The following is a 21609-nucleotide window of genomic DNA, read 5'->3' as shown; positions in this document are numbered from 1 at the left end:
AGAAGACATGACACTGCCAAGCGGCCGCGCTTACGTGATTATCCTGAAGTCCGGCCGGATGGAGTTGCGTTCGGTCGATCACTCAGGTGACGCTCCTCCACCTGCCGAGAGTCTGGCATCGCCGTCCGCAGTCCTTCTTCCCCGTCACGGTCGGCACTGCCTCAGCCTTAGCGCCGGCGCTCGAGGAACCATCGTCGCCATTCCGATGACGGTTCTTCTGGACGCACTGACGGCATGTCGCCATCTCGACCTGACCGAATTCGTGCGCCTCTCAATCTCGGAAATGAGAGCGGAGACGGCGCATTTTCTCGCCTCGCTCGTTTCGCAGCTGGACGAGATGATCAGTGCAAACGAAGCCCGAAAATCCGATAGTATACGCCTCGCCATCGCTCTAGTTCTGGTTGAAGTTCACCGCCATGCCATGCCGCCCGACCAGCTTCTTCGCCAGTCGGCCCCGCGAACGATCGTCAACCGGTTTCATGCTTTGGTCCAGCGCCATTTTCGCGAACACTGGTCTGTGCAGGACTACGCGAAAGACATTGGTGTTTCGCGTGATCGCCTGAATACAGCGGTTCGCCGGGCGAGCGGTCAGTCACCGCTGCAAATCATCCACGCGGCTACTCTTGAGGAGGCGAAACGGCTGCTCGCCGGATCAGGCATGCAGACCACGGAAATCGCTTTCGCCCTGGGCTTTTCGGACGCCAGTTATTTCAGCCGCTTTTTTCGGCGTATGACTGGTCACACGCCGGCTAAATTCCGTCAGGACGTCAATAGGCCGCCCCCGGAACGGCAAACCAGTTTCGCTGCCTGGCCATAACCTCGTTAAAAGTACTTCTTTCTATCTGAAAAGTGCCTATCGGCGGCGGCTAGGGCCTCTAGATTGAGAGAGGTCGCCGGTCGCAGGACGCAACTATGGTTCGTGAGGATTGCCGTAGTTTCAGCCGATCGACCCGACGAAACGGAGGTTATGCCGTCGATTCGAAATCCGGCAGCGCCTTTCCAAGGGAGGAGAACGACGATGCAGAGACGTCAATTTCTAGCGGGCGCGGCAGCAGGTGCGCTCGCCATGCCGGGTCTGATGCGCACCGCATGGGCGCAGGAACCGGAGATCACACTCAAGCTTCACCATTTTCTTGGGCCGAAAGCACCGGCACATACGAAGATGTTCACGCCCTGGGCGGAAACGATTGCCGAGAAATCGGGCGGTCGGGTGAAGATCGAGATCTATCCATCGATGACACTCGGTGGCGCACCGCCCCAGCTTTTCCGGCAGGTGGCTGACGGCGTCGTGGACATCGTCTGGACCGTCAATGGCTACACGCCCGGTCTCTTCCCGCGCTCGGAAGCGTTCGAACTGCCCGGCGTGTACGTCAACGACATCACGGCCACAAATTTGGCGATGCGGCAGCTCTTCGACGAGTGGCTCGCACCGGAATACGAGCCGGTTCACGTGCTATTCAATCACGTTCATGCAGGCCAGGCGTTCCATATGGCCGAGGAGCCGGTTCGCACGGTAGCCGACACACAGGGCAAGAAGCTGCGTGTGCCCGGCCCGACGGGAAATGCCGTCGTCGAAGCGATGGGTGCGACGCCGGTTACGATGCCGGTGCCTGATCTGCCTCAGGCTCTTTCGACCAGTGGTGTCGACGGCGCTCTAATCCCGTGGGAGATCATCCCGCCACTGCAGCTTCAGGAAGTGACGAAGTATCAGATCGAGGGACCGGACAATAAGCGCTTCGGCACCACGACCTTCCAGGTTTCGATGAATAAGAACCGTTGGGAAAGCCTGCCGGAAGATCTCCAGCAGGTCTTCAACGAGGCTTCCAACGAAGACTGGCTCCGGGAGATCGGCGAAGTCTGGCGCGCGGCGGATGACCATGGGATCGAAGTCGCGACCAAGGCCGGTAACGAACACATCGTTCTCACCGAAGAGGAGATGAAGACGTTCGACGATGCCTTGGCGCCCGTCGTTGACAAGTGGATCGAAGAGCATAGCGGCGATTTCGACGCAGCCGGCCTCGTCGAAGCAGCTCGCAAGGCGATTGCCGACAACAGCTGATGGAAAAGGCTTCCCTGAAAAGCCGAAGCTTCGCCGAGCCGGAGGAGGATGAAACGCCTCCCCCGGCCATTCAGCCGAATCGTCTTGTCCGTCTGCTGGCGACCATCATCCGGTTCTGGGCACTGCTCGGTGGGATCATTCTTGTCGCGATCGCCGTGATGAGCACCATCAGCGCGCTTTCCAACCTTTTCTTTGGCAAGCCGTTCTCCGCGGATCACGAACTCGTCAAGCACTTCGTGGCGATCGCGATCTTCATGTTCTTGCCTTACACGCAGCTGGTCGGCGGCAATGTCACCGTCGACATCTTCACCGAACGGGCCAGCGAACGGGCCAAGGCGGCGATGGCTCTGTTCGCAGCAATCTTCGCCGTCGGCTTCTCGATTCTGCTCCTACGGCAAATGTCGCTTGGCATGGAAAGTTACATCACTTATCGCGAGATCACCCCGGTGCTGCGCCTGCCGCTGTGGACCGCTTTTCCGCCGATCCTGATTTCGCTCGCTTTGCTGCTCGTCGCCGCCGTGCTGACCATGCTCGACGGCTGGCGCGCCATCCGCAACAGGCCTGTGTTCCTCGCGTCGCACGACGCCATGCCGATCGAATGAGAATGATGAAGGCGATTACCATTCCGCTCAACGAAGAGCGAGTCCGGGTCAGCCCATGCTGAGCGATCTACTGCTCGGTCTCGGCGGCCTTGTCGTCCTGCTCGGACTGATCGCGATCCGCGTTCCGATCGCCTATACGATGATCCTCGTCGGCATTGGCGGCACCATCATCATGTCGGGCCCGCTGATCCTTCTCAACCAGTTGAAGGATCTGGCCTACGCGCAGTTCTCCAACTACGATCTGACCGTCCTGCCGATGTTCATTCTGATGGGTGGTCTGGCGGCGCGTTGCGGCCTGTCGCGCGACCTTTTCCGGGCCGCCAACGCCTGGCTGGGGCAGTTTCGCGGCGGTGTTGCCATGGCGGCCATCGCCGCCTGCGCGGGTTTCGGCGCGCTCTGCGGGTCATCGACTGCGACCGCATCGACCATGGGCCAGGTCGCCCTACCCGAACTGCGGCGCTACAATTATGCGCCAAGTCTTGCGACCGGCACCATCGCCGCAGGCGGCACGCTCGGCATCCTCATTCCACCATCGGTCGTGCTGATTGTCTATGCGATCATCGTCGAGACCAATATCGTCAAGATGTTCGCGGCAGCGCTTATTCCCGGTATCCTCGCCATGCTGCTCTTCATGGCGACGGTCGCACTCTATGTTCGCCTCGTTCCCAGCAGCGGGCCGGAAGGCGAACGGGTTTCGCGGTCGGAACTGGCGTCAGCAACGCTCGGCGTGGTGCCGGTTGCGATAATCTTCGGAATCGTCATCGGCGGCATCTATGCCGGCATTTACAGCCCGACGCCGGCAGCGGCGATCGGTGTCGCGCTCGTCGGTCTCTACGGCTTCGCCACACGCAAACTGACCTTCGGTTTGTGCCGCGACTCGCTATTGGAAACGGCCCGGACGACCGGCATGATCTATCTGATCCTGTTCGGCGCCGAGCTACTCAAAATCTTCATGTCGCGCGCTGGTGTGCCCCAGGCCGCCGCCGACTTCCTGCAATCGACGGGCTGGCCGCCCATGGCGATCATGCTGCTGATCATCGTGGTCTTCCTGATCTTCGGCTGTCTGATGGACAGCCTTTCCATGGTGATCCTGGCGATCCCGTTTTTCTGGCCGGTCGTGGCGGGCCTCGATTTCGGTCTTGGCCCGGACGAACTGAAAATCTGGTTCGGCATTGTGATCCTCGTGGTGGTCGAGCTTGGATTGATTACGCCGCCAGTCGGTCTGAACGTCTTCATCATCAATGCGATGGCGCGGGACGTACCGATGAGGGAGACCTTCAAAGGCACCATGCCGTTCTTCGCTTCGGAGATCGTCCGCGTGGCGCTTCTTCTGGCTTTCCCGGCCATCACGCTGCTGCTGCCACGACTTCTCCAATAGCCATTCGGAAAGACGAGTAGGAATTATGGATATCGGATTTCTCATCGACAACGAAGAACGGGCAGCCAGCAGCGGCGACACCTTCGAGCGGCGCAACCCGATTTCGGAAGAGGTCGTGACACGAGCGCCACGCGCTTCTGCCGACGATGTGAAAGCCGCGGTCGGGTCCGCCGCGAAGGCTTTTACCGAGTGGTCGACGACGGGGCCGGGCGAAAAGCGCGCTCTTTTGATGAAAGCGGCCGACATCATGGATTCCAAAAGCGGGGAATTCACCGAAGCGATGATGTCCGAAACCGGTGCGACCGGGCCTTGGGCCGGCTTTAATGTCATGCTCGCAGCGGGCATGATCCGGGAAGCGGCAGCCATGACGACACAGGTCGGCGGCGAGATCATCCCATCGAATAAGCCCGGCACGCTGGCAATGGGAGTCGCAAAGCCAAAGGGCGTGTGCCTCGGCATCGCGCCCTGGAACGCGCCGGTCATTCTTGGCACACGCGCTGTCGCCATGCCGATTGCATGCGGCAACACCGTCGTGCTCAAAGCGTCCGAAATGTGCCCCGCAACGCACCGGCTGATCGGCCAGTGTTTTGCGGAAGCGGGCTTTCCGGAAGGCGTGCTCAACATCATCACCAATGCGCCGGAAGACGCTCCGGAAATCGTCGAGGCACTGATCTCCGATCCTGATGTGAAGCACGTCAATTTCACCGGTTCCACCAAGGTCGGCCGGATCATCGGCCGTCTTGCGGGCGAGAACCTCAAGCCCGTGCTGCTTGAACTTGGCGGCAAGGCCCCGCTCGTGGTGCTGGATGACGCCGATATCGACGGCGCGGTCAACGCCGCCATCTTCGGCGCTTTTATGAATCAGGGGCAGATCTGCATGTCGACCGAGCGGATCATTGTCGATGACGCGATTGCCGACGAATTCGTGAGAAAGCTCGCCGATCGCGCCAGTGCGCTGCCGGCCGGCGATCCGAAGGATCACGTCGTGCTCGGCGCGCTCGTCACTCGTGAGGCGGCGGAAAAGATGGACGATATCATCGCCGACGCCACGGATAAGGGCGCTTCGGTGATCGCCGGTGGCGGCCGCGACGGTGCGGTGGTCGAAGCGACGCTGCTCGATCATGTCAATCCGCAGATGCGCGTCTACGCCGAAGAGAGCTTCGGGCCGGTCAAGCCGATTATCCGCGTGCGCGGGGTGGACGAGGCAGTGCAGGTGGCCAACGACACCGAATATGGTCTGTCGGCTGCCGTTTTCGGTAAGGATCTGACGCGGGCCATGGCCGTCGCAGACCGTATCCAGAGCGGTATCTGCCACATCAATGGACCGACCGTTTCAGACGAGCCCCAAATGCCGTTCGGTGGGGTGAAAGCGTCCGGTCACGGGCGCTTCGGCGGCAAGGCGTCAATCGCAGAATTCACCGATCTTCGGTGGATAACGATTGAGGATCCGAACCAACATTACCCGTTCTGAGCAGCGATCGCCGGGAGTATGACGATGAGCGGCAAGACAAAGACGACTGCCGGGGCCGCGATCTTTCAGCGCCTGAAAGCGCTGGGGGTGGAGTACGTCTTCGCCAATTCCGGTACCGACTTTCCACCGATCATCGAGGGGCTCGTGCGGGCGCAGCGCGACGGCATCGCCCTGCCAGAGGCGGTCACCATTCCGCATGAACATGTCGCGATGGGAATGGCGCATGGCCACTGGCTGATCAGCGGCAAACCACAGGCGGTTATGCTGCACACCAATGTCGGTCTCGCCAACGGTGCCATCGGCGCGATCAATGCCGCCTGCGAACATGTACCGATGCTGCTGATGAGCGGGCGGACGCCCGTCACCGAGCACACGCGTTTTGGCGCGCGCACCGTGCCGATTGGCTGGGGACAGGAGATGCGCGATCAGACAGCGCTGGTCCGCGAAGCCAGCAAATGGGACTATGAACTGCGCTTTCCCGAACAGATCGGCGAAGTGCTGGATCGCGGCTGGGCGATTGCTGAATCCACTCCGAAAGGACCGATCTATCTATCGCTGCCACGCGAGGTGCTGTGCGAGACCATCAAAGCGGACCTCGATCAGCCGCCGGCCATGACACCGGTCAACGGTTCGCCGACCGACGATGCCATCGCCACCGCTGCAAAATGGCTGGCGGAGGCCAGGCACCCACTGGTGATCGCCCAACGCGGCGCGGGCGATGAAGAGATATTCGCTCAGTTTGCCGACTGGGCCGACAAATGGGCTATCCCCGTCTGCTCCTGGTGGGCGACCCGGCTTGCCATCTCTACCGAACATCCGATGCATGTCGGGCCTGATCCGAAAAGCTGGCTCGCGGAAGCGGACTGCGTTCTCGTTCTCGACTGCCTGGCGCCGTGGTGGCCGGACAAGCACCCGGTCAATCCGGATGCGAAAATCATCCATGCCGGGCCGGACCCGCTCTTTTCCCGCTTTCCCATTCGCAATTTCCGCTCTGACCTATCTCTTGCTGGCGAGAGCAACTTGCTTCTGCCGCGCCTCTTTTCAGCGATGGAGGCGCTGCCTCACGATGCCGAAGCGTTGTCGGACCGTCGACAAAATATCATCGCGAAGTCGCAAGAGAACCGCAGCAAGGCCCGCCAATCGGCGCAGGACAGCGCCGTTGGCGGCATCACGAAAGCTTATCTTTCGCTGAAACTGGGTGAGATGCTTCAGGGCCTTCGTTCAAGCGTTTTCTCCGAACTCGGTGCACAGCTCGGCGTTCTGAAATGCACCGACTATCAGAGCTGGTTTCAGGAACCGCATTCCGGCGGCCTCGGTTGGAGCGTGCCGGCGGCGATGGGCGCCCGGCTCGCCGATCCGGAACGGCTCTGCGTCGCTGTCTGCGGCGACGGCTCCTACATGTTCGCCAACCCGACGGCCTGTCACCTGGTCGCCGAAGCGATAGGCATTCCGTTCCTTACGGTCATCGCCAACAATGCCGAGTGGGGCGCTGTGCGCGCCTCGGTCGAGGGTCTCTATCCAGAGGGCAGCGCGGCCAAGGCCAACCGGATGCCACTGACGGCCCTGTCTCCATCTCCCGACTTCACGCTAACGGCCCAGGCCTCTCGCGCTTACGCCAAACAGGTCACCGATCCGGCGACACTGGAGGCCGAACTGGCCGAGGCGATCCGCGTGGTGACCGAGGAAAGGCGTCAGGCGCTTCTTGACGTGCGGGTCCTGCCGGACTGAAGAAAATTCGAATGCGCTTGCGGTCCGATTTCAATGAATGCCGGCCCGTGATGACCTGGTCTTCACCCGCATCATCCACGTTAAGGCGGGGCGTCATCGCCTCGTTGAGCCATCCAAAAATCGGCACATCGTCGACGATATCAGGCGTTCCCGGCGCGACAGGCGCCTCCATAGCGATCTTCGCCTTACCATCACCCTTGCGGGCGGATACAGAGATCGTCTCCAGATTAAATTACGTTGACGATCAGGCGGCCGGCGGACGTTCCCACCAGCCGCAAAACTCTGGATTTTTTGTGCGTTTGCCGTGCCAGAGTGCTACTCGGCAGCGACAGCGACAGCGACTTGCGGGTTTGCGCTGGCGCGTTGCAGAAAGCGCTTGTTGACCGGGCTATGGGGTTTCAAGGCCAAGCGTTCATTGGCGAGGGCCTCCGCGGCGTGCTTGTTGCCGGATCGCACAGCGGCTTCGGTCAATGTCCAGTCGATGATGTCACGTTGAGCATGGCTACCACCGAAGGAATTGGCCACAAACCTCGCGCCATGAAGAACCTCGACGGCTTCGTCGTACTTGCCTTCCCAAAACGCCCGAAAGCCCTTGATAAGTGGCAAACCAGTGACTTTGGCCCATCGCGCCGTCTCGTCCCGATCCTCATCGGTCGCAGCATATTGTTTAACAATCCGATCGATGCTCGCTGAAAAACTTCTGACTGGCACTTTTGCTGTACTCGGCTACGAGCATGACGCTGCTCGTGGCGTGATGGCGTTAGTGAGAATGTCAGGCAGGCAGGGTCTTAAGTTGTCTGGCGGTTGGTCAGGCTATCGTTTCAGATGCTTATTCAAATCTCCTAGCATAGCGAAACTGACAGTCTGGACTTCAGGATCTGGCGTGAAATGACTGCAATTCTCCTTCCCGTATAAGAAAGTCTTCCAACGGATAAACCACGCACGCTTTACCGAATTTTTCCTTAGAACTAGTCGAGCGCGCTGTCTGCCGATGACCGAAAGGGGCCGGATGAGACATTCGGTTTTCGGTGTCATTCGGAGGAGGAAAGCGGACGCAGTTCCGCTACGGCGAGAATGCTGTCGACAGTCTGCTGGCGGATGCGCTCCTGCGCGTCTTCCTCGAACAGTTCAGCCCCGAAGATCGCCGAGAACGTCGGCCGGTTCGACACATTGAAGAAGCTGGCGGCGCTGATCTGCCAGTGCAGCGCGACCGGATCGAGGCCGTCTCTGAAAACGCCTATCTCCTGCCCGCGACGGCAGATCGCGGCCAGCTTGTCGATGGCGGCGATGTTCATGTCGCGGATGACCTGCGAGGAGGCGAGGTGTTCGGCGTTGTGGATATTTTCGATCATCACCATACGAATGAAGTCCGGGTTCTGCCGGTGGTGCTCGAAGGTGAATGCGACAAGTCGCGTCAGGGCTTCTCTGGGCGGCAGGTGATCGAGGTTCAGGGCTGCCTCGCCTTCGCGGACCTTGAGATAGGCTGCTTCGAGCGCCCGCGTGTAAAGCCCGAGCTTGTCCCCGAAATAGTAGTAGATCATGCGCTTGGATGTCCGGGTCCGGGACGCAATAGTATCGACCCTGGCGCCTGACAGTCCGGCGGCAGCGAATTCCGAAATAGCCACCGACAGTATGTCCTGCTTCACCGCTTCGGGATTCTGGGTCCAACTGCGCCGCTCGATGTCCGTCTTCATTCCGCCTCCCTACATCACCTCCATTATAAATAAAATGATCGAAACGGTACATTTCTCCTTGACCAAATGTACCGAATAGAACATTTTTGAAGAATAAGGTGGACGGGAGGCAGAGGATCCATGGGGCTGGGTCAAGTCGAGGGGAGATCGAGTGTCGGCGCGTGCGAGTTGCGTCTGGGGCTGATCGGCCGGGGTATAGGCCCCTCGCGAACGCCAGCGATGCACGAAACCGAAGCCGCCGCCCAAGGGCTCTCCTGCTGCTACGATCTGCTCGACATGGATGTTCGCCCCAGCGACGTTCCGTTGGTGGATATTCTGGACCGCGCGGAGGCCGACGGCTTTGCCGGGCTAAACGTGACCTTCCCGTACAAGCGGGAAGTCATGAACCATCTTCATCAGCTTTCGGAGGCCGCTCAGCGCGTTGGAGCCGTCAACACTGTCGTCTTCCGGGACGGCGAACGGTTTGGCCATAATACGGATTTCTGGGGTTTCTCCGAGAGCCTCCGGCGCGGGATGTCCGACGTTTCGCCGGATATCGTGTTCCTTATCGGCGCGGGGGGCGCAGGTTGCGCGATTGCTCACGCCCTGATCGACCTCGGAGTGGAGCGGCTGCTCATTTTCGATACGCGATCCGGCGCGGCAGACGATCTCGCAAAAGCGGTGGGGCCCCGCGCCGAAGCGGTCGGCGACGTAGCGGCAGCGGTGGCGATGGCAGACGGTCTGGTCAACGCCACGCCTGTCGGCATGGCCAAGCTGCCGCATTCGCCTATCGACCCCGCTCTAATCGAGGCGCGCCACTGGGTGGCTGATATCGTCTACTTCCCGCTGGAAACCATTCTTCTCAAGGAGGCGCGCGCGCGTGGCTGCCGTACGCTGAGCGGCGAGGGCATGGCCGTGTTCCAGGCCGTGCGTGCATTCGAGCTCTTCACCGGGCGGGCTGCAGACGCGGACCGGATGCGCGATACGTTCCGGCGTCTGGGGCCAAGGTGAGGGCCGGATGAAGACAGGCATCGCAACAGTCTCTATCTCCGGCAACCTTGATGAGAAAATCGAGGCCATCGCTGCCGCCGGCTATACCGGCATCGAGATTTTCGAGCAGGACTTCATCGCAGATTCCCGCAGCCCGCGGACTGTCGGCCAGCGAATTCGCGACGCCGGCCTTGAGGTGATGCTCTTTCAGCCCTTCCGCGATTTTGAAGGGTTGCCGGGCGCGTTGCGCGCCAAGGCGTTCGACCGCGCCGAGCGCAAATTCGACGTCATGCAGGATCTTGGCTGCAACATGATGCTCGTCTGCTCCTCGGTTCACCCGGAGGCACTCGGCGGCATCAATCGGGCGGCCGATGATTTCTTCGATCTCGGCGAGCGCGCGGGCAGACGCGGGTTACGCGTCGGCTATGAAGCGCTGGCCTGGGGACGGCACATCAACGATCACCGCGATGCATGGGAAATCGTTCGCCGGGCGGACCACGAAGCTGTCGGCCTGATCCTCGACAGTTTCCATACGCTCGGACGCGGCATCGACCCGGAATCGATCCGTAGCATCCCCGGCGACCGCATCTTCTTCGTTCAGCTTGCCGACGCGCCGGCAATCGAGATGGACCTGCTCTATTGGTCACGCCATTTCCGCAATATGCCAGGCGAGGGTGACCTTGCCGTCACGGATTTTATGCGGGCGGTCATGGCTACCGGTTACGCCGGTCCGATAAGTTTAGAAATCTTCAACGACCAGTTCCGTGGGGGGCGCCCTCATACAATCGCGCTTGACGGCTACCGTTCGCTGATCGCGCTGATGGACGACGTTCGCCGCCTGGAGCCTGAGGCGGTATCCGATATTCAGCCGCTACCGAAGCCCGTCGCAGTGCATGATACGGCCTTCGTCGAGTTCGCAGCGCAAGGCGCAGAACTCGCCGCACTCGAAGGCCTTGTGGAGACGCTCGGGTTCCGTCGCGCGGGACAGCACGTTTCCAAGCGGGTGACGCTTTGGCAGCAGGGTGCAATCCGCATCGTGTTGAACGCGGAGACGACCGGCCATGCCGGGACGGCTTGGAACGCGCGCGGTACGACGGTCTGCGACATCGGGCTGGTCGTCGGGTCCGCGGAGGATGCGGTAACACGTGCGACGGCGCTGGGCGCAACGACCTTTTCGCAGCCGCTCGGCCCTGGAGAGTTGCCCATACCCGCTATTCACGGGCTTGGCGGCAGCGTCATGCACTTCATTGACGAAGGTGCGCTGGCGCAGGTCTGGGATGTAGAATTCATGGCTGAAGAGCGCGCCCCCGAAGATGCTGGACTCACACGTGTCGATCATATTGCGCAGACCATGACCTATGACGAGATGCTCTCATGGTCGTTGTTCTACACGACGCTTTTCGACATGCAGAAAGCTCCGATGGTGGACGTCGTGGACCCGGACGGGCTGGTGCGAAGTCGTGCGATCGCCACGCCTAATGGCGATTTCCGTATCACGCTGAACGGCGCGGAAACCAACCGCACCCTGGCAGGCTCCTTTCTCGCGGAAGGCTTCGGTGGGACGGTTCAGCATGTGGCGCTTGCGACCGATGATATCTTCGCGACGGCGCGCGCCCTCATGAAAAAGGGCTTTCCGGGCCTCCAGCTCTCTCCGAACTATTTCGACGACCTAGCAGCCCGGTTTGACATCTCGCCGGACCTGCTGGCGAGCCTGCGCCAAGCCAACATTCTCTACGATGCCGACAATGACGGTGAGTACTTCCAGCTCTACTCCCAGCCCTTCGCGGGGCAGATGTTTATCGAAATCGTCGAACGCCGGGGTGAGTACGCTGGCTACGGCGCCCCGAATGCGCCCTTCCGTATTGCGGCGCAGAAGCGGCATCAAAAAGAGAAGGGAATGGTGGCTGCATAAAAATTTATGACGTGATCGAGCACGTCATATGAAAACCGAATGACCGGCGTTCCGGTCACAACGTCATAGGGAGGATACCAATGACATACCTAAATCGACGAACGGCGCTCACTGCCGCAATCGCGACATTTACCGCACTGACGGTGCCAGCCGCGGCCTTCGCGCAGGACAAACCGACCCTGCGGCTCAGCTCTGTCGTTTCCGAGAACGACATACGCGCTGAAGCCTTCGCGGAGATCGCCGACGCGGTATCGGAAACCTTCGAAATGCAGGTATTCAACGGTGGCACGCTCGTCGCTCAGGGATCCGAAATGACCTCGATCCAGCGCGGCAACCTCGAGATGGGCTTGATCGCGCCACAGACAATCGCCGAGCAAATTCCGGAATGGTCGATCGTGACCTCGGCCTATCTGTTCAGCGACGCAGCGCACCTCGACGCCACTTTCGACAGCGAAGTTGGCGAAGAACTGATCTCGATGGCCGAGAAAGCGGGCATCCATGTGCTTGCGCCGGTCTATTTCGGTACCCGTCAGGTGAACCTGGCGACGGATGGCGAAGTGATGAAGCCTGAGGATTTGAACGGCATTACGCTCCGGATGCCTGGCGGCGACGCGTGGCAGTTCCTCGGCGAGGCGATCGGCGCGAATCCGACACCGCTGGCTTATGCCGAGGTCTACACCGCGCTCCAGACCGGAGCGATCGACGGTCAGGACAATCCGCTGCCAAACGATTATAACATGAAGTTCTATGAGGTGACGAGCCAGATCGTTCTGACAGGCCACCTCGTTGGATTCGATGTGCTGGCGATCAGTTCCGAACTTTGGCAGGGCTTCACCCCCGAGCAACAGGAAACACTCCAAGCGGCAGTCGATGAGGCCATCGAGAAATCGACGAAGCGCCACCTTGATCGTGAAGAGGAGCTCGTGCAGTTTTTCAAGGACGAGGGATTGAAGGTTTACGAGCCGGACCGGATCGCGTTCCGCGATTATGCTCAGCAGAAATATCTGGAATCTGAGTTCGCAAAAAGCTGGCCGGAAGGCATGATCGACAAGATCAACGCTCTGGCCGAATAAGCCCTGCGGCAACACGCTGCCGGGCTCGCGCTGTGCGCGGGCCCGCTTCCGACGGAGCCGCTCATGAACTCGGCGAGCCGATACATCAAGCTACTGCGAGGCTTTGCCGAGGCGGTTCCCGCTGTGCTGCTGGCAGCGATGTTCATCAGTTTCATCATCCAGGTCTTCATGCGCTACGTGATGGACAGCCCGGTCGGTTGGACAGTGGAAGTCTGTGTCATCTCATGGCTCTGGATCCTGCTTTGGGGCCAGTCGGTTTCCGCCAGCGAGACCGACGAGATCCGTTTCGACATCTTTTATAGCAGTGTTCCGGATTCGGTCCGACGCTGGTTCCGCGTGGTATTCTCGCTTTTGCTCGTGGGGATTTATGCGTGGTCGCTGCCGGCGCTCTGGGACTTCGTGACCTTCATGAAGATCCAAGAGACCTCGTATCTCGATATCGGGTTCAACTGGGTCTATTCGATTGCGCTGATCTTCTCCGCCGTCACCATTCTGCGTTACCTCTGGATATTCTGGACCGCGGCGCGCTATGGCGAATCCGGGGTCAGCACCGCCGATGACATCGGTCGCAAGGATTTCTCCGAATGAGCTGGGAGTTCGGCGTCACCGTCGCCGCGATCGTCGCAACGGCTATCATTGGACTGCCGATCGGGCACGCCATGCTGGCCTCTTCGGTCTTCTACCTGCTGCTGCAGGGCCGGGACATGTCAATCGCCTTTGAGCAGATGCTGACAGGACTTTACGGGTCCTATGTGCTGCTGGCTATCCCGCTCTTCATCTTCGCCGCCGACCTCATGAACGTCGGATCTCTCTCCGACCGGTTGCTGCATTTCTGCCGTGCACTCGTTGGCCGTTTCCGTGGCGGCCTCGGCCATGTCAACGTCGTATCGTCGCTGATCTTTTCGGGCATGTCCGGTTCGGCAATCGCCGACGCAGTCGGCATGGGTCGCATCATCATCAATCTGATGACGAAGGACGGAAAGTATCCTGGCGCCTATGCGGGGGCCATCACAGCGGCCTCCGCCATCATCGGTCCAATCATCCCTCCCTCGATCCCGATGGTGCTTTATGCGCTCGTGTCGGACGCGTCGATCGGTTACCTTTTTCTCGGCGGCGTCGCGCCCGGGCTCATACTCGGCGTCCTTCTCATGGCGATGAATGCCTGGCAGGCGCGAATCCACGATTACCCAGTCGATGATCCAGTGCCTTTGAGCGAGTTGCCGAGGATCACCTTGCGCGCGGTTCCGGCCCTGCTAATGCCTGTCATTCTGCTCGTCGGCATCTATGGCGGCGTCACCACACCGACCGAGGCGGCAGCGCTTGCGGCCCTTTACGCGTTCCTGGTCTCGACGGCTCTCTACCGCTCGGTTTCAATAAAGCTGGCCTACAACACGGTTCGCCAAAGCGCGAAGTCCACCGCAGCTGTGGGATTTCTTATCGCCGGCGCTCTCGCTTTCAACTATGTCGTCACCATTGAGCAGATTCCCAACGTCATCAGCAACGCGATTGGTGACACAGAGTTGAATAGCGTGACCTTTCTTCTCATGGTCAATGCGATACTGCTTGTGCTCGGCTGCTTGCTGGAGGCCAACGCAATCCTCCTCGTGATCGTGCCGATCTTCCTGCCCACGGCAGTAGCGCTCGGTGTCGACCCTGTCCATTTCGGCGTTATCGTCGTGGTCAATACGATGATCGGCCTTGCCACGCCGCCCTACGGGCTGCTTCTTTTCGTCGTCAGTTCGATCACCCGTTCGCCGGTGCGCGACACCATCTATTTCCTGCTGCCGTTCCTCGGAATCATGATCGCCGGATTGGCCATGATCACCTTCCTGCCGGACATCGTACTGTGGCTGCCACGCCTCTACGGCTACAACGGCTGATGTTCCGGCGAGGCCCGCTAAACCCTGAACGGAGAAACCGATGACCGATACGCTGCTCGTCATCAATGGGCCGAACCTCGACATGCTCGGCACGCGCCAGCCCGAGGTCTACGGTCATGATACCCTGGATGATGTCGAGGCTCTATGCCGCCGCGTTGGGAAGGAGGAGAGAGTAGCCATCGATTTTCGTCAGAGCGACAGCGAGGCCGAGATCATGAAGTGGATCAAGCAGGGCCGCGGCACGACCGGCGGCCTGCTGATCAATCCGGCCGGGTTCACCTCTACCTCCATCGCTATTCTCGACAGCCTGCTGATATATGACAAGCCAATCATCGAGGTTCACATCTCGCCCTTGTTCAAGCGCGACGAATTCCGACACCTCTCCTATGTGTCGAAAGCGGCCTCGGCCAAGATCGAGGGCTTCGGGATCCGTGGGTACGAATTTGCCCTGCGCAAGCTCGCGGAGTGGGCGAGGGATGAGCAGGCCGCTTAACCGAAGCCGCCGGACGCCATGATGTGCTGGACCGCGCTGCGACTTTGGCGCTTCCGGAGATCGACGGCGGCGTCAGACCGCGAAGTTCGGCGTGCTCCTCGGTGACGGCTCTGCCGCGGAGAGACACTGTCCGGTTATAACCAGAATGCCTTCTTCGCCGCGCTTTACGATGAACGCCTTCTGCGCGTCCGAAAATTTCGATGCCTCATATCTTCTGCTCCTTCCCAGCCGGGGAATCCTCGCAGAAAACTCTAGCCGAACCCCAGGGCATTTTCGGGGATCACATCAACGATCCAAAATCACGAGAATGAAATTTATGGAGCCTTAGCCCGCAGCCGTTTTCATCTTCGCGCAATCATTCGACCTGACCGTGAAAAGATCGGATACCGCCGATTCTCTAAGGGCCCGCAAGGCCTCGGGTCCGAACTCCAACGAGACCTCATTGCAATAGCCGATATATTGACGCGCTTCGTCCGAACCGAGAGCCAGAGCGACAAAGAGCCGGCGCAAAGCGAGACGTTTGTGTCCACAGCGAACGCTATGTTCGAGCAGGCGTAGCGCCGCATTGGAATCACCGCGCCTGACAAGACGCTTCAGAGCCCGGATTTCCTTGCGCTTGAGGAATTGATACTGTTGTTTCATGCCTCATCCCATCAAAACTCGTCGAAATCGATCCGGATGCGCCGGGTCGTCGGTCGCGCGAGACAGGCAAGGACGAGCCCTTCTTCCAGATCGTCGTCACGCAGGGTCTGCCGGACCGCAGGGCGAACCTCAGCGGCACCGCTGGTCAGCTTCGAGATACAGGAGGAACAGGTCCCTTCCTGACAGGAATAGGGCACATCGGCTTCAACCCGGATCAGCGCGGAGAGGATCGATTCGCCGGGTTCCGGCACCACCGTAACCTCCTCGCCACCGACCACAGCCACGATGGCCTCGCACTCTCCCTCATCGCCGGGGTCCGTTTCGGCGACGATGCGGATATCGTCCTCGGCGCCGTCATCGTTCAGGACGAGATCGAAGCTCTCCCGACGGATGTCCGCGCTGGACAGACCGCAGGCCATCAGTGCGGATTCCGCAGCGTCCATGAAGCCCTCGGGTCCACAGAGATAAGCCGAGACCGGCTTGTCCGTGCTCGCGGTCCAGCGTGCGAAGTTCTGCTGGATGAAGGCTCTGTCGATCCGGCCACAGCCGCCGTTCCACCCATCATGCGGCCGTGTCAGCACATGCTCGACGGTAACGTTGTCAAGAGCGGCGAGTTCGTCGACCTCGTCGTGCAGAATGATCCCGTCCAACTGGCGGTTTCCGTATACGAAATTGATATCGTGCCCGAGTGGGCTCGCTGCCAGAATTTGCGCGATGGGCAGGAGCGGCGCCACGCCGCTGCCGGCGGCGAGCAACAGGACATGGTGTGCGACGTCGGGTTCCTTGAAGAACACGCCACGTGGCGACGCGACCTCGAGAACCTCGCCCTCAGCCACCCGATCGACCAGCCAGGACGAGACGTGGCCGTCCGGCACCTTCTTGACGGTGATCCGAAGATCCGCCTCGGCGCCGGGGGTCGAGCTAAGCGAATATTGCCGCACGAGCGTCTCGCCGCCGATCTCGGCCTGCACGGCGATGAACTGGCCGGCGCGATAGCGGAACGCGCCCACCAGATCGCTTGGAACCTGAAGCCACAGGCTCGTCGTGTCGGAGGCCTCCGCCCTGCGGCGTACGACCGGAAGTGGATAGGTCGACATTCCCGCTTTCCTTTTCTAGCTGTCTTCGATGACCCCGTTAGCGAGGTCGATTTCCTTGCGGAACGGATTCGGCCGGTTCAGCTTGATGCTGCCGCACCGGCAGTTGTGGTCGTGGCCGCAGGGTTTCCTGCGGAGCACGGAGGCGTCTTCCGGCGGCTCGGCACCGGAGAGGACGCGGACCGCGAGGACCGGGGCGACGCACATGTCGCCGCCACAGCCCTCGCAGATGAGGATAAGATCCCGGGTCTCGGCGTATCCGCCGGATACGCCGCGCCGGTTGCCGCAATCGGCACAGTGGAATTCGTAGCTCGGCATGATCCGGCGCGACGCTCCCTCAGGCCGCCTGACGGGCGGCGAGTCGGTCCTTCACGAGCTGCACTGCCGCATTGGCATCCAGGCCGTAGGCGACACCCATCTCGCCCGCGATCCCCTTGTTGGCGGCTGCGCCACCGCACATCAGGAGGAAATTGTCCGCCTTGCCCTGCTCATCGAGCATATCCTTGACCTTCTTGACGTAGACGGTCGAAGAATTGGTCATGACCGACATGCCGATCGCCACGGCATCCTCGCGCTCGGCCGCGTCAATGAACTGTTCGGGCTTCACGTTCTTACCGAGGTCGATGACATTGAAGCCATTGGCCTTCAGCATCAGACAGACGAGGTTCTTGCCGATATCCTGGGTATTGCCGCGCACGAGGCCGACGATAACCGTGCCGGTCGGCCCGTCCCCGCCACCCGAGGATTCCAGGAGCGGCGTCAGGATCGGCATCGCCTTGTCCATGGTCTTGGCGGCCTTGAGCATGTCGGTGACAAAACGCTCATTGCGCTCATACATGTCGCCTACGATCTTCATGCCGAGCGAGAGGCCGTCGAAGACGATGTCCTGGGCGCTCATGCCGCGTTCGAGACCGATCTTCGTCCATTCGATCGCCTTGTCGCCATCATATTCCATGATCGCCTCTACGAGCTTTTGATTGACCTCGTCGGCAGGAGTCGTTTCGCCCTCGGCCTTGTCCCAGAGCTTGGCGATGGCGTCATCGCCCTCGGCGGAGGAACTGCGTTTGCCGGCGTGCTTCGGATGGCCGGCGAGATAGACCTGCGTCAGATCGCCAAGTGCCTTCACGTCCATCGGATACTTGATCTCGGCGCATTGCTGGATCATGGCGTGCATGTTCTCGTCGGGCACGTTCCAGTCGATGTCACAGCCGGGCATGCAGATGAAGCCGCCATTGTATCCGACCTCGGCCGCAAGCTTCTTGACCTCGTTGCGGACGTCATCGGTCGAGCCGTGGACCAGCGTCGAATAGGGCGAGAGCGTGCCCATCAGCGAAATCTCACCGCCGATGGTCTGCTTCGCCTTGTCCATGCCGGGATACATGTCGCCGTTGAAGTTCATCGTCCCGCTGGTGGCGATGTCTCGCCAGATCGGCTGGGTGTATGTGCAGGTGTGGGTGAAACCAATTCCGCCCAGATCCTCGTGGATGTATTTGAACAGGCGCTGCTGGAATGGCAGCCCGTGCTTGCGGTAGACCTCAGGCGGCAGGATGTCCGTGGAGTTGAACGGATCGAGAATGTTGCAGACATCGACGCCGGATTCGAACATCATCCGGCAGACATTCTTGACGATGTCGAGTGCCAGTTCCGTCACCTCCAGCGCATAGTCCGGATCCTCAGAAAGATAAGTCAGAAACTCCGATGAACCGGTCATCAGCTGCGCCGTGGTGATCGGACCGCCGACCGGCGTCGGGATGGCATGAGTGTCCCTCAGCCCCATCTTGACGTAGGTGCGCGCTTCTTCCTGGATGGCGAGTACGCGCTTCGATGGCTGGAAGCCTTCGCGCTCGTATTTTTCCTTGTAGCGGTAGAATGCATCCTTCGTAGGCGTCGGGTGCTTGACCAGCGAGGGCTGGGCATAGGGCAGGTAGTCGAGCTCGCAGCCCTCGACTGTCTCCACCGGCGTGAAGAGGTCGGTGCCGCAGATGATGACGTCGCCGCCGAACTTGTCGAGCGACTTCTTCTTGGCATGCGCTTGCGCTTCGCCGTCAAGCAGCACCTCGTCAACACGCACACCGCCCTCGCGAATTCCGCGAGTCATGAGGAGCGGCACAACCGGGACCTGATCGGGCAACTCCTTCATCGTGACTGCTGCGAACATGCGCTCGCGTGATGTCATCTTTGAAACCTGGGTCATTTCATTCCTCCTAGTCAGCGCATCGCCCGTGCGATGCGGCGCCGCTTGTTGCGGCAGTGTACCGGGGCTGAGACGCACCGCCCTCAATGCCTTGCGGCGAATGGGTGCGGGTCACGGAGGCAACCCTCGGCGTTTCGCCGGATATCTCCGGCATTTCGAAAGCTTCGGCAGTAGCGATCATCTTCTCGATGATCGATTTGACCGGGCCAGTTCGTCGGAGCGCGCGCAGATCATCGGTATCGAGCGCACGCACCGCAGCGGCGCCCGCAACGCATTCGTCTAGAAACCCGCGCTCCGAGATGTTGTCGGGGGCCGATGCGATGTGGCGGCCGGCAGCCGCGATCTGCATGGCATGGCTCGCGACCGCCGCACGGTCCCTGCGCCGCGCGGCCCGGCCAAGCACACCGAGATCGACCGGGCCGTGAAGAATCATGTCCTTCGGGATCGCTTTGCGAATCGCGGCGATCTCCATGCCCTTGGCATAGAAGTCGAGGTTGAGTCCCTCGATGCCGAGAGCCACCAGATCACCCAGAATCGAGCGCACACCACCACACGAATGCAGCACGATAACCGCATCTGTTTTTGCCCGGATGCGCGAGATCAGGGTCTTGAGGCGTGGAAGGACGAAATGGCGGAAATCGGTGTCGGACAGATACATTCCGCCCTGGAAGCCGAGGTCATCACCATAGATGACGATGTCGGGCTGGACCGGGGCGGCGCTCAGCATGTGTTCATAAGCAGCGGCACAGGTCTCCAACGCCCAGTCAAGCAAGGCCGAGGCGACCTGCCAATCACCAGTGATGTCGTCGAGAAAGCGCCAGCCGTTGCGCAGCGCGAAGCAGGTATCCAGGAGACCGGGACAAGGTGCGTCCGCGACGATGTGAGCGCCTGCGGACACATCGGCGATCTGCATCTCCTCAGGCAGGCACGGCCGGGGATGGCAGGCAATGGCCGGCCAAGCGGCTTTTTCCAGCGGGTGCCCGAGTTGGGCGGGAAAGCCGTCCGACCAGAGCCAATCGACCCCCGAATTGTCCCGCGCGATGTCCTCCTCGTCTCTTTTTAGGCGGGAAAAGAGTGGGCCAATACGCTGGAAGTTCGAGCCAAGCGCCCGGCACTCCCATGCGTTGAGCGCGAGCGTTTCATAGATGGGGTGGGCCACAAGCGCCGGATTGGCATCCGGTCCGACGGCCTGGACCCTTGGCGCATTGAGCGAACTCGTGCCAAGGTCCACGAGGATGCGCTCCCGTATATCGACTTCCATGGCCGGCATCGCGCGTTCCATGGGGACCATCTTCATGGCATTGCCGCTTCGGCGAGCTTGAACATCTTCAACAGCGCGTGGTCCGGCGGGAGCTTGTGCTCGTCAAGCTCCTGCGCCGCAAAGCCTAGGAAAACCTCGGCCGATCCGAGCGCATGGGCTGCAAGGCGAGCCTTCTCGATGATGCCATAGTGCAGGAAGTCGCCGCCGGCGGAGCGGCAGGAGACCATGGCGGTAGCAAGCGAGAGATTGATCCATTCACGGCCGATTTCCCGCAGGCCGGTCCATTGAGGAAAGCAGTTGGAGAACGCGCAGCCCGCCGGATAGCCGAAATTGGAGCGCACCGCGGAGATGGCACGAATCGCCAGCCCGACGGACGGCGCGTCCATCACGCCCACATCGACGATCGGTGTGTCGACGCCGATTTCCTTCAGCATAGGATGGAAATGCGACTCGATCATCGCGCAGGTTCCCTCGGGGGTCTGGTCGCCGATGTCGTTGGCCAGGATCATCACGCCGGCTGGGCGGAACTCTCCCAACGCCTCGATCTCCTCATCCTCGGTGTCCTCGTTGAGCGAGGCGTATATACAGCGGTCGAGAAGGCCGAGTTCCGAGGCGAGCCGGAGACCGGCGATTCGAACCTCCGCTTCCGTGCCGTTGATCATCATCGGCAGGTCAGACCGCTCGGCGACAAAAGGCAGCGCGGTCGCCATCGCCTCCTCGGTGGCTCCGATGACGTCAAATCCCATCTGGACGCCGTGGATGCGCGAAAGCTCCACCACCTTGCGCACGAGGCGATCAGCGCGCTCGACATCGAACGTACCCTCGAACGCGTCAACGACCACCGAATGGTTGTCATAAAAGATACTTCCGAACGCGACTCCGGTGTGGCTGCCCAGCGGGCCGCCTAGAACAGCGTTGCCCACCGGCAACGGCTTTGGTTGAGCCATCGTTATTCCTCCCTACACACGCCCCCGCACCGTGTTTGCTACGGTCTCTCCAGCGGGGTCTGCGTTTTGTCCTAGACAGACCTGTCTTTCTACTATAGCTTCATTGGTAGCCGTTCGGTCAACAAAAAAGTTTCAAATCATTGAACCTTGAGGATCGGCGGGTTGAAATGCATGGCATTGTCCGTGCCAGTAGGAACCACGACGGGAGGAAG

General features: G+C 60.6%; 20 protein-coding genes. 12 read left to right on the top strand and 8 right to left on the bottom strand.

Features of this window, described 5'->3' with window-relative positions; all coding sequences use genetic code 11:
• Nucleotides 1–7 precede the first annotated feature (7 nt).
• The 6 genes from NIM86_RS08880 (at nt 8) to NIM86_RS08855 (ending at nt 7238) form a co-directional block, all read left to right on the top strand.
• Nucleotides 8–817: a helix-turn-helix domain-containing protein gene (locus NIM86_RS08880; RefSeq protein ID WP_253381204.1), complete on the top strand. Its 810-nt coding sequence runs from the start codon at nt 8–10 to the stop codon at nt 815–817.
• A gap of 201 nt (nt 818–1018) precedes the next feature.
• Nucleotides 1019–2059 (top strand): TRAP transporter substrate-binding protein, encoded by a 1041-nt coding sequence (locus tag NIM86_RS08875; RefSeq protein ID WP_253381202.1) that lies wholly within the window; start codon nt 1019–1021, stop codon nt 2057–2059.
• Between the two features lie 158 nt (nt 2060–2217).
• The gene (locus NIM86_RS08870) at nt 2218–2661 is read left to right on the top strand and encodes a TRAP transporter small permease (protein WP_253381201.1); all 444 of its coding nucleotides are present in this window, start codon (nt 2218–2220) and stop codon (nt 2659–2661) included.
• A 55-nt stretch (nt 2662–2716) separates the two neighbouring features.
• Nucleotides 2717–4039 carry a TRAP transporter large permease gene (locus NIM86_RS08865; RefSeq protein WP_253381199.1) on the top strand — a complete coding sequence of 441 codons (1323 nt, stop codon included), beginning with the start codon at nt 2717–2719 and terminating at the stop codon, nt 4037–4039.
• Nucleotides 4040–4064: 25 nt separating this feature from the next.
• Entirely contained in the window at nt 4065–5510 is a 1446-nt protein-coding gene (locus tag NIM86_RS08860) for an aldehyde dehydrogenase (protein WP_253381197.1), read from the top strand.
• A 24-nt stretch (nt 5511–5534) separates the two neighbouring features.
• The gene (locus NIM86_RS08855) at nt 5535–7238 is read left to right on the top strand and encodes a thiamine pyrophosphate-requiring protein (protein WP_253381195.1); all 1704 of its coding nucleotides are present in this window, start codon (nt 5535–5537) and stop codon (nt 7236–7238) included.
• A 315-nt stretch (nt 7239–7553) separates the two neighbouring features.
• On the opposite strand, the gene NIM86_RS08850 is transcribed toward NIM86_RS08855, so the two are convergent.
• Together NIM86_RS08850 and NIM86_RS08845 are read right to left on the bottom strand one after the other, a co-directional pair.
• Nucleotides 7554–7949 carry a hypothetical protein gene (locus tag NIM86_RS08850; protein WP_253381193.1) on the bottom strand — a complete coding sequence of 132 codons (396 nt, stop codon included), beginning with the start codon at nt 7947–7949 and terminating at the stop codon, nt 7554–7556.
• 320 nt (nt 7950–8269) lie between these two features.
• The gene (locus NIM86_RS08845; protein WP_253381191.1) at nt 8270–8932 is read right to left on the bottom strand and encodes a TetR/AcrR family transcriptional regulator; all 663 of its coding nucleotides are present in this window, start codon (nt 8930–8932) and stop codon (nt 8270–8272) included.
• Nucleotides 8933–9052: 120 nt separating this feature from the next.
• Here NIM86_RS08845 and NIM86_RS08840 point away from each other — a divergent pair, with 120 nt between their 5' ends.
• From NIM86_RS08840 to NIM86_RS08815, 6 genes are all read left to right on the top strand, one after another.
• Nucleotides 9053–9922 carry a shikimate dehydrogenase gene (locus tag NIM86_RS08840; protein WP_253381189.1) on the top strand — a complete coding sequence of 290 codons (870 nt, stop codon included), beginning with the start codon at nt 9053–9055 and terminating at the stop codon, nt 9920–9922.
• A 7-nt stretch (nt 9923–9929) separates the two neighbouring features.
• Nucleotides 9930–11813, top strand: a complete 1884-nt coding sequence (locus NIM86_RS08835; RefSeq protein WP_253381187.1) for a bifunctional sugar phosphate isomerase/epimerase/4-hydroxyphenylpyruvate dioxygenase family protein — start codon at nt 9930–9932, stop codon at nt 11811–11813.
• Between the two features lie 80 nt (nt 11814–11893).
• The gene (gene dctP, locus NIM86_RS08830) at nt 11894–12886 is read left to right on the top strand and encodes a TRAP transporter substrate-binding protein DctP (protein ID WP_253381185.1); all 993 of its coding nucleotides are present in this window, start codon (nt 11894–11896) and stop codon (nt 12884–12886) included.
• A gap of 63 nt (nt 12887–12949) precedes the next feature.
• On the top strand, nt 12950–13474 hold the full coding sequence (locus tag NIM86_RS08825; RefSeq protein ID WP_253381183.1) for a TRAP transporter small permease: 525 nt from the start codon (nt 12950–12952) through the stop codon (nt 13472–13474).
• Nucleotides 13471–14766 carry a TRAP transporter large permease gene (locus NIM86_RS08820; protein ID WP_253381181.1) on the top strand — a complete coding sequence of 432 codons (1296 nt, stop codon included), beginning with the start codon at nt 13471–13473 and terminating at the stop codon, nt 14764–14766. Before NIM86_RS08825 ends, NIM86_RS08820 begins: the two co-directional genes overlap by 4 nt.
• A 40-nt stretch (nt 14767–14806) precedes the next feature.
• Nucleotides 14807–15259: a type II 3-dehydroquinate dehydratase gene (locus tag NIM86_RS08815; RefSeq protein WP_253381179.1), complete on the top strand. Its 453-nt coding sequence runs from the start codon at nt 14807–14809 to the stop codon at nt 15257–15259.
• A gap of 324 nt (nt 15260–15583) precedes the next feature.
• Here the strand turns inward: NIM86_RS08815 and NIM86_RS08810 are convergent, their stop codons facing one another.
• From NIM86_RS08810 to NIM86_RS08785, 6 genes are read right to left on the bottom strand one after another with little or no spacing between them, the layout of a single operon-like run.
• Nucleotides 15584–15901 (bottom strand): hypothetical protein, encoded by a 318-nt coding sequence (locus NIM86_RS08810; RefSeq protein WP_253381177.1) that lies wholly within the window; start codon nt 15899–15901, stop codon nt 15584–15586.
• An 11-nt stretch (nt 15902–15912) separates the two neighbouring features.
• A complete protein-coding gene (locus tag NIM86_RS08805) occupies nt 15913–16998 on the bottom strand; it encodes a ferredoxin--NADP reductase (protein WP_253381174.1) in 1086 nt (361 codons plus the stop codon).
• 15 nt (nt 16999–17013) lie between these two features.
• Nucleotides 17014–17313: a zinc ribbon domain-containing protein gene (locus NIM86_RS08800; protein ID WP_253381172.1), complete on the bottom strand. Its 300-nt coding sequence runs from the start codon at nt 17311–17313 to the stop codon at nt 17014–17016.
• Between the two features lie 19 nt (nt 17314–17332).
• A complete protein-coding gene (locus tag NIM86_RS08795; protein WP_253381170.1) occupies nt 17333–19189 on the bottom strand; it encodes an MtaA/CmuA family methyltransferase in 1857 nt (618 codons plus the stop codon).
• Between the two features lie 10 nt (nt 19190–19199).
• The gene (locus NIM86_RS08790) at nt 19200–20486 is read right to left on the bottom strand and encodes a uroporphyrinogen decarboxylase family protein (RefSeq protein WP_253381168.1); all 1287 of its coding nucleotides are present in this window, start codon (nt 20484–20486) and stop codon (nt 19200–19202) included.
• Nucleotides 20483–21397 carry a tetrahydromethanopterin S-methyltransferase subunit H gene (locus NIM86_RS08785; protein ID WP_253381166.1) on the bottom strand — a complete coding sequence of 305 codons (915 nt, stop codon included), beginning with the start codon at nt 21395–21397 and terminating at the stop codon, nt 20483–20485. The genes NIM86_RS08790 and NIM86_RS08785 overlap by 4 nt, the downstream gene beginning before the upstream one ends.
• Nucleotides 21398–21609: the final 212 nt, after the last annotated feature.

It is taken from the genome of Notoacmeibacter sp. MSK16QG-6 (genome assembly GCF_024158145.1).
Classification (GTDB): Bacteria; Pseudomonadota; Alphaproteobacteria; order Rhizobiales; family Rhizobiaceae; genus Notoacmeibacter.
The sequence above is the reverse complement of the archived record's forward strand: the minus strand, read 5'-3'. Positions and strand labels throughout refer to the sequence as shown.

Bases quoted from the DNA above. Each gene is read 5' to 3' on its own strand.
- NIM86_RS08835 (WP_253381187.1), top strand. From the start codon at position 9,930: ATGAAGACAGGCATCGCAACAGTCTCTATCTCCGGCAACCTTGATGAG.
- NIM86_RS08785 (WP_253381166.1), bottom strand. From the start codon at position 21,397: ATGGCTCAACCAAAGCCGTTGCCGGTGGGCAACGCTGTTCTAGGCGGC.
- NIM86_RS08845 (WP_253381191.1), bottom strand. From the start codon at position 8,932: ATGAAGACGGACATCGAGCGGCGCAGTTGGACCCAGAATCCCGAAGCG.
- NIM86_RS08810 (WP_253381177.1), bottom strand. From the start codon at position 15,901: ATGAAACAACAGTATCAATTCCTCAAGCGCAAGGAAATCCGGGCTCTG.
- NIM86_RS08820 (WP_253381181.1), top strand. From the start codon at position 13,471: ATGAGCTGGGAGTTCGGCGTCACCGTCGCCGCGATCGTCGCAACGGCT.
- NIM86_RS08865 (WP_253381199.1), top strand. From the start codon at position 2,717: ATGCTGAGCGATCTACTGCTCGGTCTCGGCGGCCTTGTCGTCCTGCTC.
- NIM86_RS08855 (WP_253381195.1), top strand. From the start codon at position 5,535: ATGAGCGGCAAGACAAAGACGACTGCCGGGGCCGCGATCTTTCAGCGC.
- NIM86_RS08805 (WP_253381174.1), bottom strand. From the start codon at position 16,998: ATGTCGACCTATCCACTTCCGGTCGTACGCCGCAGGGCGGAGGCCTCC.
- NIM86_RS08875 (WP_253381202.1), top strand. From the start codon at position 1,019: ATGCAGAGACGTCAATTTCTAGCGGGCGCGGCAGCAGGTGCGCTCGCC.
- NIM86_RS08825 (WP_253381183.1), top strand. From the start codon at position 12,950: ATGAACTCGGCGAGCCGATACATCAAGCTACTGCGAGGCTTTGCCGAG.
- NIM86_RS08860 (WP_253381197.1), top strand. From the start codon at position 4,065: ATGGATATCGGATTTCTCATCGACAACGAAGAACGGGCAGCCAGCAGC.
- NIM86_RS08795 (WP_253381170.1), bottom strand. From the start codon at position 19,189: ATGACCCAGGTTTCAAAGATGACATCACGCGAGCGCATGTTCGCAGCA.
- NIM86_RS08790 (WP_253381168.1), bottom strand. From the start codon at position 20,486: ATGAAGATGGTCCCCATGGAACGCGCGATGCCGGCCATGGAAGTCGAT.
- NIM86_RS08870 (WP_253381201.1), top strand. From the start codon at position 2,218: ATGAGCACCATCAGCGCGCTTTCCAACCTTTTCTTTGGCAAGCCGTTC.
- dctP (WP_253381185.1), top strand. From the start codon at position 11,894: ATGACATACCTAAATCGACGAACGGCGCTCACTGCCGCAATCGCGACA.
- NIM86_RS08880 (WP_253381204.1), top strand. From the start codon at position 8: ATGACACTGCCAAGCGGCCGCGCTTACGTGATTATCCTGAAGTCCGGC.
- NIM86_RS08840 (WP_253381189.1), top strand. From the start codon at position 9,053: ATGGGGCTGGGTCAAGTCGAGGGGAGATCGAGTGTCGGCGCGTGCGAG.
- NIM86_RS08800 (WP_253381172.1), bottom strand. From the start codon at position 17,313: ATGCCGAGCTACGAATTCCACTGTGCCGATTGCGGCAACCGGCGCGGC.
- NIM86_RS08815 (WP_253381179.1), top strand. From the start codon at position 14,807: ATGACCGATACGCTGCTCGTCATCAATGGGCCGAACCTCGACATGCTC.